General features: G+C 52.3%; 9 protein-coding genes. 4 read left to right on the forward strand and 5 right to left on the reverse strand.

The window, feature by feature from the left end:
• The 3 genes from OB13_RS02810 to OB13_RS02820 form a co-directional block, all read left to right on the forward strand.
• Positions 1 to 944: hypothetical protein (locus OB13_RS02810; protein WP_461488629.1), on the forward strand; the 944-nt coding region annotated here is incomplete at its 5' end.
• Between the two features lie 18 nt (positions 945 to 962).
• Positions 963 to 2,468, forward strand: coding sequence for an OmpP1/FadL family transporter (locus OB13_RS02815; RefSeq protein WP_461488630.1), 1,506 nt, complete (start codon positions 963 to 965; stop codon positions 2,466 to 2,468).
• Between the two features lie 170 nt (positions 2,469 to 2,638).
• Positions 2,639 to 4,876 (forward strand): S9 family peptidase, encoded by a 2,238-nt coding sequence (locus OB13_RS02820; protein WP_461488631.1) that lies wholly within the window; start codon positions 2,639 to 2,641, stop codon positions 4,874 to 4,876.
• An 83-nt stretch (positions 4,877 to 4,959) separates the two neighbouring features.
• Here the strand turns inward: OB13_RS02820 and OB13_RS02825 are convergent, their stop codons facing one another.
• From OB13_RS02825 to OB13_RS02845, 5 genes are all read right to left on the reverse strand, one after another.
• Positions 4,960 to 5,838, reverse strand: a complete 879-nt coding sequence (locus OB13_RS02825; RefSeq protein WP_461488632.1) for a RelA/SpoT domain-containing protein — start codon at positions 5,836 to 5,838, stop codon at positions 4,960 to 4,962.
• Between the two features lie 86 nt (positions 5,839 to 5,924).
• The gene (locus OB13_RS02830) at positions 5,925 to 7,196 is read right to left on the reverse strand and encodes a chloride channel protein (protein WP_461488633.1); all 1,272 of its coding nucleotides are present in this window, start codon (positions 7,194 to 7,196) and stop codon (positions 5,925 to 5,927) included.
• Between the two features lie 194 nt (positions 7,197 to 7,390).
• Positions 7,391 to 7,966, reverse strand: a complete 576-nt coding sequence (locus tag OB13_RS02835; RefSeq protein ID WP_461488634.1) for a hypothetical protein — start codon at positions 7,964 to 7,966, stop codon at positions 7,391 to 7,393.
• Positions 7,967 to 7,968: 2 nt separating this feature from the next.
• Positions 7,969 to 9,414 (reverse strand): aldehyde dehydrogenase, encoded by a 1,446-nt coding sequence (locus tag OB13_RS02840; RefSeq protein WP_461488635.1) that lies wholly within the window; start codon positions 9,412 to 9,414, stop codon positions 7,969 to 7,971.
• A gap of 86 nt (positions 9,415 to 9,500) precedes the next feature.
• Positions 9,501 to 10,289, reverse strand: a complete 789-nt coding sequence (locus OB13_RS02845; protein ID WP_461488636.1) for an SDR family oxidoreductase — start codon at positions 10,287 to 10,289, stop codon at positions 9,501 to 9,503.
• 119 nt (positions 10,290 to 10,408) lie between these two features.
• Between OB13_RS02845 and OB13_RS02850 the strand changes: the two genes are divergently transcribed.
• Positions 10,409 to 10,876 (forward strand): 3-hydroxyanthranilate 3,4-dioxygenase (locus OB13_RS02850; protein WP_461488637.1); only part of this gene is annotated, 468 nt, incomplete at its 3' end.

Genomic DNA, 10,876 nt, shown 5'->3' on the forward strand with positions numbered 1-10,876 from the left:
ACAATTGGGATACACCTAACTACGCTTATGTAGATCCTTACTGGACCAACAGCTACGTGACACGCTACACCCCTTATAACGCCTACCGCTACGATCCTTTCTACGATCCTTTTTATGACCCGTTCCTGTACGATCCCTTCTATCGCAGAAGCGGACTCATGGTGAACATCGGAGTTGGGTATGGTATGGGGTATGGAGGCTGGCGCAATCCGTACCATGGGTATAGCAACAGATGGTGGCCGTACAACAACTATTACAATGGCTTCTACAATAATTATTACAACAATTACTATGGCTATGGCGGCAACACGGTCATTTATGATCGCCCGGTTGTAGTTAACCCAAGAAGCGTGCAATACGGACCCCGCGGTGAGAGAAGTGTGGTGCCGGCAAGCGGCAGCGGCCGTATCAGCGGACGCCCGGACAGAACACAATCTGTGCGGGATGAGCAACGCGCTGTGCAGCCCGATACAGAATATGCACGACCAGGCAGGGCAGAACGCTCCAATGCCAATATCAATCCCAGAGAAGGCCAGCGGGTAAATCCGATAGACGATACCAAAGAGGCATTGCCAGCCAGACCTCGCACCACAAACCGTGGCTACGATCCGCAGAGCGGCCAGGTAAGGCCTTCGAGGCAGCAGCCAGCCAATAACCAGCCGATACAGCGTATGTCGCCTTCCAATGAGGGCAGCAGAGTAGCGCCACCTGTTGAGCGTGCCAGACCTGTACAGCGCCAGGAAAGATCCCAGCCGGTATTACGGCAGGAGCGAACACAGCCTGCGCAGCGAGAGCAGCGTAGTACGACGCCAACGTATGAGCGCCGTGAAAGCAGCCAGCCTGTCAGAAACTACGAACCATCCCGCGAAAGCTCCGGCTCATACAGTCCTCCGGCCCGTTCTAATTCTAACAGTGGAGGCGGGCGTCCGGGAAGAGGACAATAATCAAAAACAGCTATTTGCATGAAAATGAATAAGATTGTTTCGGCCAGCTTAGCACTTGTGCTAGGCTGGAGCGGAACCGCTTTTGCCCAAAACGAAGTAGACGCTTTGCGCTATACCCGTTATGGTCTCACCGGATCTGCACGTATTCAAGGTATAGGTGGCGCGCAGACGGCACTCGGTGCTGATGTATCGACCATTGCTTCTAACCCGGCCGGCTTGGGAATGTTCCGGAGATCGGAGTTTAGTATCAGCCCGGCCCTGAGCTTTGCCTCTTCGACAGGCCGCGTAAACAACAATTCCACTTCGGATGAGCGCAACAACATCGGCATACCCCATGCCGCCTTTGTATTCTCGGAGCGGGGCATCGAAAGCGAACAGGGTGACTGGCGCAGTGCCACCTTCGGCCTGAGTTTTACCCGGCTCAATAACTTCAACAACAGAACCTCTTACCGCAACACAGCTGGCGCCGAAGATCCTACCATTGTGGAATACTTTACGGAGCAGGCTAACCTTCAAGGAAGGACGCAGCAAGATCTGGATGATGAATACGACAGAGGTTTTTCGACCCTGGAGGGGCTGGCTTATGGTGCTTTTCTGTTCGACTTTGACGACAACGGGTTTGCTATTCCGACAAGCCGGGTAGGCACTATCAACCAGTCGGAAGAGATCATCCGGAGAGGTTCCCAGAACCAGATAGATATAGCAGGTGGTACCAGCTACCGCGATAAGGTATACCTGGGCGCTTCACTGGGGATTGTGACATCCGACTTCCGGCAGGAGCGCTTCTTCAGAGAGTCCGAGGAAAGCCTTGAGTCAGATTTTACGAACCTGGAGCTCCGCGATGAGTTCAGAACCAAAGGCACCGGCCTGAACCTGAAACTGGGTATTATAGCCAGGCCATCGGACGTTATCCGCCTGGGTGCAACAATACAGACGCCTACGCTCTATAACTTCAACGAAACCTACCAGCGTTCGCTATACTCTACTTTCCTGCCTGGCGAAGACTACAGCGCAGTTGAAGTGCCCGGAGAGTTTTCGTACAAACTCACTACGCCGTTCAGAGCGACAGGTGGGGTGGCGGTCTTTATACAGAAGTATGGCTTTATAACAGCAGACCTGGAGTATGTGAACTATGCCAATGCCCGTTTCTCAGAAGATGATGATTTTGGAGGCAACGACAGTTATTTTGATGATGTAAACAGTCGTATTTCCAGTACCTACCAGTCGGCGCTGAACGTAAGGCTGGGAGCAGAGGCTCGCTATGAAGTATTCCGCTTCAGGGCTGGTTATGCCATCACAGGTGACCCTTACCGGGACGCAGATTTTGATGGGGGCATCAACACGTTTACCTTCGGTGCAGGTTTGCGCCTGACCAACTATTATGCGGATGTGGCTTTCGCATCTTCTAAAGTCAACAGCCTCTATTCGCCTTATTCCTTCAACGACCCGGGAGCAGTTGTACCTGTCGTAGACATAGAGGATAAGCTGAATACCGTTATGCTGACAGTTGGGTATAACTTCTAAAGAAACACATTCCTGTTTTCAGTGAAGCGGCAGCTCTGTAAAGGGCTGCCGCTTGTTTTATGCGCTATACCTGGCGGAGTGGTGCGAGAGGATGGTTTTGGCTGTAAGGTATGGCAAAACCATATAATTCTGATAAATTAGCATGCTAAACGATAACAACCCCTATACACATGCCTATCAACTTTAAAACAAACCTTTTGGCTGCTTTGCTCTTCTGCTTTGCCTTCGTGGCGCAGGCACAGCAGAAAAAAGAGGTTACCCTGGAGGATATCTACCGCAAGGGCACCTTCTCGTCTAAGTCCGTTTACGGTGTGAACTGGATGAACGACGGCCGCTACTACAGTTCGCAGGTAGCCGATGAGAAAAACGGTGTAACGGACATTGTGCGGTATGACGTAACAACGGGGCAGCCGGTGAATACGATCATAGAAGGAGAGGACCTGAAGGCGGAAGGCAGCGGCGCCCCGATCAAATTCGAAGGCTATACCTTCAGCTCCGACGAGAAGAAAGTGCTTTTCTCCACTGAAAAAGAGCAGATCTACCGCCGCTCTTCCAAAGCAGAATTTTATGTCTATGACATCGCTTCCAAAAAACTGACCAAGCTGAGCAACGGCGGCAAGCAGATGTATGCCACGTTCTCGCCGGATGCCAAGCGGGTGGCCTTTGCCCGCGAAGGCAATATGTTCTTCGTGGACCTGAGCAACATGAAGGAAACCCAGATCACCAACACCGGCAAGTTCAACTCCATCCTCAACGGCTACGCCGACTGGGTATACGAGGAGGAATTCAGCTTCGCGCAGGGCTTCCATTGGTCACCGGATGGCTCCAAGATCGCGTTCTATACCTTCGACGAGACAAAAGTACCCGAGTTCAACATGCAGATGTGGGGCGAGCTATACCCGCAGGACTATAAGTTCAAGTACCCAAAGGCGGGGGAGGCCAACTCTACCGTAACGGTATCGGTGTATAACCTGGGCAATGGCCAGACCGTGAAGATGGATACCGGCAACGAGACCGACATCTACATCCCGCGCATCAAGTGGACGAACGACAGCAACCTGCTTTCGATCCAGAAGATGAACCGCCTGCAGAACACGCTGGAGATACTGCACGCCAACGCCACCACCGGCAAAGCGGATGTGGTTCTGAAAGAGACCGACAAAGCCTACATCGACATCACCGATGACCTGACCTACCTGAAAGATGGGAAAAACTTCATCCACTCCTCTGAGAAGGATGGTTTCAACCACCTGTACCTCTACAACATGAAAGGCAAACTGGTGCGCCAGATCACAAAGGGCAACTGGGAAGTGAGCAACTATGTGGGCTACGACGAGAAGAACGATCGTTTGTACTACATGTCTACGGAAGTATCGCCCCTGGACCGCCACCTGTACAGCATCAGCAGCAAAGGCAAGAACAAGCAGCGCCTGACAGAGAAAGCCGGCACGCACAACGTGAACATGAGCAACGACTACAAGTACTTGCTGGGTTACCACACGGCTGCCAACACGCCAATGACCGTGAGCCTGCACACTGCCAAAGACGGTAAACTGGTGAAGGTGCTGGAAGATAACAAAGTACTTCGCGACAAACTGGCCCAGTACAACATTGCCAAGCAGGAGTTCTTTACCATGAAAACGCAGGACGGCACGCAGCTGAACGGCTTCATGATCAAACCGACTGATTTCGATCCGAACAAGAAGTATCCGGTGCTGATGTTTGTGTACGGCGGCCCGGGCTCGCAGACGGTGACCAACAGCTGGGGCGGTTCCAACTACCTGTGGTACCAGGTGCTGGCCGACAAAGGGGCCATCGTGGTGAGCGTGGACAACCGTGGCACCGGTGCCCGAGGTGCTGCCTTCAAGAAAGTGACGTACGCTGACCTGGGCAAGTATGAGATCGAAGACCAGATCGAAGCAGCCAAGTGGCTGGGCAACCAGCCGTACGTGGACAAGAACCGCATCGGCATCTGGGGCCACAGCTACGGCGGCTACATGACGCTGCTGGGCCTGACCAAAGGCAATGGCGTGTTTGCAGCCGGTATTTCGGTAGCGCCGGTGACCAACTGGCGCTTCTACGACACCATCTATACCGAGCGCTACCTCAAAACGCCGCAGGAGAACGCCAAAGGCTACGACGACAACTCGCCGCTGTTCTTTGCCGATAAAATGCAGGGCGAGCTGCTGCTCATCCACGGCACCGGCGACGACAACGTACACTTCCAGAATGCAGTGGAAATGCAGGACGCCCTGATCAGCGCCAACAAGCAGTTTGAGAGCTTCTACTACCCGAACCGCAACCACGGCGTGGGTGGCGGCATCACTTCCCTGCACCGCTTCACCATGATGACAGACTTTTTGGAGCGCAACCTGATCAACCCATCTTCAGAAAAGAAGAATCAGTAAGCATTTCATCTTTGAAAGAAAAAGCCCGCCTGTACAAGGCGGGCCTTTTTAATTTAACAGGAGGTTAGACTTAGGCAGCACATTTATGTACCTGTACGTGTTCCTGGCATGTTGTCAAGGCAGGTATACAAGCGTTGCTTTTCCGCCTCTGCTATAGGGAGCTTCTTGATGTGGGCTTTAAGCCGGGTCCTGTTTTCATTTGTCAGCAAGGTCAGTATTTGAGTATGTCCCGGGGCGTTGGGTAAGAGCTTTCTCATAAAACCAGCCACAGCATCGGCCTGTCCTGTCAGGTGGTTAAGGATGGTAAGCAGCTCTCTGACAAAAGCGTTGCAGGTATGCTCCGGGTAGCGGATGGTATGGTCAACCTCGCTCCAGCCCTCTTCGAACAATGTCCGGAGTTGCACCTCTACAAAATAGGCCTGCCTGTTCGGCTGCGTCCTGATCACGAAGTGTACTGCCTTGTAGCCCAGATGGTGTTGCCTGATAGTACAGCCGGCTTCCGCAAACTCCCGGACAAGGAGCCCATCATCATTCCCGATATAAGCAACCGGCGGCCTCTTCAGCTCCCATACCTCCTGAATATACCTGCCTATACCTGACCAGGATTCTTTATACAGGTATAGCACCCGTACGCCCGCGAGGTCGTTAATCCACTGCAGGTAATTTTGCTGATTGATAACCCGTTCTGGGTACTCCGCTTTCTTCCGGATGATCTTTTGGAGCAGATGGACCGGATCCTTTACCCGATACCTTACAGCATGCACTCCTCTTGCCTTCATAATTGTGTTAGAAGTATACGCCGCAATGCCGTTAAGTTCCGCCTGTCGGGTGAGGTAGTCGTTGTATATATTTACCAGCTCTTCCGGATGTATTCCTTGTGCACGCAGCTTTTCCTCACTTGTGTTCAGTTCAGCAAGTATAAACGATAGCGGAGCCTGTATAGAGGGACTGGTTTTTTTCAAGCTACTCTGTTCTTGTTTATACCTATAATACGCTGACTTTTGATAAAGGCACGGAAGAAAAAGACAGGTAAAGGTGCAGGAGGTTCCTACTCCTTTACGCCTAATTGCGCGTTGATCAGTGGCGTTTTCGGAGCCAGAAAAAAGCCGGTCAGGCTGGCAAACATAATCGGTATAAACTGATGAAAGCCTGTAAGCGTGGAGAGCAGAATGATGGTGCTGATGGGTGTACGGGTCACGCAGGCGTTGATGGCAGCCATGCAGCTAACCATGATCAGTGGCAGATTCTGGCCCGGAAACAGGTTGTTCACGATCATGCCCACCGTAGCGCCTACGAAGAACAACGGAATGATAAAACCACCGCGCCAGCCCGAAGTAACCGTAAGGCTGATCGCCAGGATCTTTGCCACCAGCAGTATAAGCAGAAATTGCAGCGAGAATTGCTCCTCCAGCAGAACATTCAGCTCATCGTGGCTGAAGTAGCGGGAGAGGGGGACGTAGTAGGCAATGGTGCCAATCAGCAATCCTCCAGCAGCCATCTTTATATAGATCGGCACACCAAATAGTTTAAACATGTTTCTACTCTGCCGCACCACAAAGATAAACAGCCAGCCTGCCCCCGTACCTGCCAGGGCATACAGCATGGCGTAGAAAAAATCATTGAGCTCAGGCGTGGAGTATACCGGGAAATTCCAGGTAGGGCCGATGCCGATGTGGGTGATGAGGATAAAAATAACGTAGCTGGAGCAGCTGGCCACAAACGCAGGTATAAGTGCCTGGTAATACTCTACTACGTGCTTGTGGTGCAGAATTTCGAGGGCGAACAAGGTGCCGCCCAGGGGGGCACCAAACAGCGCTGTAAAAGCCGCTGCCATACCGGCTATAGTTAACGAGCGCAGGTCTTCGCCTCGTATTTTGAGTTTCTTGGCTATCCAGGTGCCTGTAGAGCCCACCACCTGCACCAGCGGCGCTTCGGGGCCGGCGCTACCACCACTCGCAATGCACAGCCACGACGACAGGATCATAGCCGGGTTGTTCTTCGGCTCCAGGTGCCCGCCCTTAAAGCGGATGTTGTTTACGATCAGGTCCATTTCGCCCGGGTCACCTAGGTAGTGAATGATGAGGCCCGCCAGCAGTCCGGCGCTTGCCATCAAAGGGATAACCCAAAGCCCCTGCACCGGGGCCAGGAAGTGAAGAAAACCTTCCAGCACCGTCCAGTAAAATCCGGCAATCACACCTCCGACAATGCCAATGGCCACCCACAGCAAAAAGATCTTGCTGAATACGAAGGGGTTAAACTGTAAAGGATAGTTTATCTGGTTACGTAGCGTAACGGCCAGTCTTCTTCTTTTAAAGTCCATCCTGCAAAGGTACGCAGAAAAGCAGGGGAGGTAAAAGAGTAGGTGGAATTAGGCGGATAGGAGTGCTGGATTGAGGATTTTGGGGTAATGCTGGCCCGGGTTTTCAACTTTTGCGAATATGAGATTGCGTTGGTAACTCAACTGAACCAAAGGCCCACCTATAGTTCGACACGAGCGAGGATGGTCGCACCAGCTTAATTCCAATAATAGATTAAAATCTTGGAAATTTTACCGTTCGTTTTATACCTATATGTGCTCTCTTCATTATCAGATGAACCATAATCACCTAAAAGTTCGTCAACATTAGAACTCACATAGAAAAGACAAAGTGATTCGTAGAAGCGCTCATTCGGTACCTGAAATTCATCGGGCGCTAAATATTCTTCTCCGCTGAGTCCATCAAAACCCATTCGAATATTCTTGCCTTTAATAGCTTCTGATATATCGAGTCCAATTTTCATCCCATCCTTTGTATGAAATTTTGGTGAGTAAACTTCAATAAAGCCTACCTTGTCATCTTGGCGTTTAATGGAAAAGTAAAATAGATTCTCTCCTTCTAATGAAGCCAGAAAGCCATTCTCAATTTCTTCAACATTATACTTTTGCTTAGAAATTCTGATAGCATCTTGCATCGACATGCCTAAGGCAACATTACCAACTGAAGTAGCAGTAATCAGGAATTCTTTATCTGTCTTTTGTGCTTTGGATTGTAAAACAAAGCCTAGAAACACACAAAGTATTATAAATATAAGCTTGATTTGATTCTCCATGCCTACAACTTGACACACACATTCTGTGGCTCAGTAAAGAAACGCAATGCCTCAAAACCACCTTCGCGGCCTACACCGGAGTTTTTCATGCCACCAAACGGGGTGCGCAGGTCACGCAGAAGCCAGGTATTGATCCAGATGATGCCCGCATGTACCTGGTGTGCCACACGGTGGGCACGGGGCAGGTTCTGCGTCCAGATGGTGGCGGAGAGGCCATAGTCGGTGCAGTTGGCGTATTGAATGACTTCCTCTTCGGTGTCGAAAGGCGTGAGCGTCACCACGGGGCCAAAGATCTCTTCGGTGTTGGTGCGGCAGTTGTAGGGGAGTCCTTCGATAATGGTAGGAGCAATGAACCAGCCGTTGGCGCAGCGGCCTGCTACCTGTACCTGGTGCCCTCCCGTAAGGATCGTGCCCCCTTCCTGTTCGGCCAGGTCGATGTAGGAGAGTACCTTCTGCATGTGCTGCTCCGATACCACGGCTCCCAACTTCGTGCCTTCTTCCAGCGGGTCACCAACGAATAGCGCGTTTACTTTTTCCACAAAGGCATCCCGGAACTGCTCGTACAGCGGCCGCTCAATGAAGATACGGGAACCACACAGGCAGATCTGCCCCTGGTTGGCAAAGGAGGAGTGGATGGAGGTATGGAGCGCATTGTTAAAGTCACAGTCCGCAAAGATGATGTTCGGGTTTTTGCCCCCCAATTCCAGCGACAGTTTCTTGAACATGGGAGCCGCCGTAGCCGCAATGGTTCGGCCGGTGGCTGTGCCGCCCGTGAAGGAGATCACCGGTACTTTTGGGTGCGCCGTCATGGCAGCGCCTACTTTGTGTCCGTAGCCATGCACGATGTTGAGCACACCTGCCGGCAAGCCGGCCTCTATACACAGCTCGGCCAACAGGTAAGCCGTCATGGGAGTAACTTCAGAGGGTTTGGCTACCACGCAGTTGCCGGCTGCCAGGGCAGGGGCAATTTTCCAGGTGAACAGGTAGAGCGGCAGGTTCCAGGGCGATATGCAGGCGACCACGCCATGCGGGTGTCGCACGGTATAGTTGATGGCTTCGGTTCCTTCCATGTAATGCGCCTCCGTAGCAAAGTGCTGAATGGCTGTGCCGTAAAAGCGCATGTTGCTGCTGGCGCGGGGTATGTCCACCGATCTGGCCAGTTTCAGCGGCTTGCCATTGTCTACTGATTCCGCTTCCGCCAGCCGGTCCAGGTTCTGGTCGATCAGGTCGGCAATGCGCATCAGGATCTGCCCCCGTTTTTCGGCAGGGGTTTTGGACCAGGCCGGGAAAGCCGCCAGCCCTGCCTCTACCGCCTGCTCCACGTCCTGTTCATCCGAGTCAGGTATAAGGGAGTACACTTCCCCAAGAGCCGGATTATAGTTGTCGATATACTGCCCTCCCACAGGCATGATCAACTGGCCGTTTATGTAGTTGTGTAGGTGCTGCATGGCGTGAGAGTTAAGAATTAAGAATTAAGAGTTGGAAGAAGTCATAGAGGAAACAACAATCAACAATTAGCAATCAACAATTAACGCTACAAACTCCCCGTCCTGCCGCCATCCACGGGTACGTTGATGCCGTTGATATACGCTGCGGCAGGCGTAGCCAGAAACGCGGCGGCGGCCGCTACTTCTTCCGGTTCGGCAAAACGTCGGGCTGGTATTTCGGCCTCCATTTCCTGTTGTATCTCGGCCTGACTGCGCCCGGTCTTCTCTGACCGGCTCTCAATAATGGCCGTGATGCGGCCGGTATGGGTAGAGCCGGGCAGCACATTGTTTACGGTAATGCCATACGGACCCAGTTCATTGGCCATGGTTTTGGCCCAGCTAGCGACGGCGCCGCGTATGGTGTTGGATACGCCCAGCCCGTGCAGCGGCTGCTTCACAGAGGTGCTGATGATGTTGATAATACGGCCATAGCCAGCCTCCTTCATAAGCGGGATCACCGCCTGCGCCAGGTTGTGGTTGTTGATCAGGTGCATGTTGAAAGCGTTGAGGAATTCTTCGGGCTTTGCGTTGGTGATCGGGCCGCCTGCGGGACCTCCGGTGTTGTTAACCAGTATGTGCACCTGCTCGTGTTGCTGCAGGTATACCTGTAGCTGCTGCACCACTTCTTCGGGTTTGCTGAAATCGGCTACCAGGTAATCATGCTGCTGCCCCTTGCTGCTGTCCAGTTCCCGGGCCGTTTCCTGTAAGGTAGCTTCGTTGCGGGCTACCAGGGTTACGCTGGCCCCCAGTTGCGCCAATTCCAGAGCGATGGCTTTGCCTATACCTTGCGTGCTGCCGCACACGATCGCGCGTTTGTTTGTCAGGTCTAAGTTCATATGTTAAATGTACGTAAAAGGGTTTAAACTTGCATGGCAGAAAGCAGGGCCTCACAACCGGCATTGCCTTTTTCAGGAACTTTTGCGTACCTTCATTATAAACCTAATCCGACAAAACGATGGCCATACAACGCGCTTTTAACTTCAAGCAATGGATAGACGAACACCGCCACCTGCTCAAGCCACCGGTAGGCAACCAGCAGGTATACAAAGGCAACGATGATTTTATCGTGATGGTGGTGGGTGGCCCCAATGCCCGCAAGGACTATCATTACGATGAGAGCGAAGAGTTTTTCTACCAGGTGGAAGGCGACATTGTGCTCAAGATCATCGAAGATGGCAAGCCGGTGGATATCCCGATCAGGGAAGGGGAGATATTCCTGCTGCCCGCACGCGTGCCGCATTCGCCGCAACGCCCGGCCAATACCGTAGGCCTGGTGATCGAGCGCTACAGGAGAGATGGCGAGAAAGATGGCTTTATGTGGTTCTGTGAAAACTGCGGCAGCAAGCTGCACGAGGACTTCACCGAAGTAACCGACATCGTAACCCAGCTGCCGGTCATCATGGGCAACTTCTGGGACAACGAA

This window comes from Pontibacter sp. HJ8 (assembly GCF_054824225.1).

Coding starts and splice junctions, on each gene's coding strand:
- OB13_RS02815 (WP_461488630.1), top strand. CDS start 963: ATGAAAATGAATAAGATTGTTTCGGCCAGCTTAGCACTTGTGCTAGGC.
- OB13_RS02820 (WP_461488631.1), top strand. CDS start 2,639: ATGCCTATCAACTTTAAAACAAACCTTTTGGCTGCTTTGCTCTTCTGC.
- OB13_RS02830 (WP_461488633.1), bottom strand. CDS start 7,196: ATGGACTTTAAAAGAAGAAGACTGGCCGTTACGCTACGTAACCAGATA.
- OB13_RS02835 (WP_461488634.1), bottom strand. CDS start 7,966: ATGGAGAATCAAATCAAGCTTATATTTATAATACTTTGTGTGTTTCTA.
- OB13_RS02840 (WP_461488635.1), bottom strand. CDS start 9,414: ATGCAGCACCTACACAACTACATAAACGGCCAGTTGATCATGCCTGTG.
- OB13_RS02845 (WP_461488636.1), bottom strand. CDS start 10,289: ATGAACTTAGACCTGACAAACAAACGCGCGATCGTGTGCGGCAGCACG.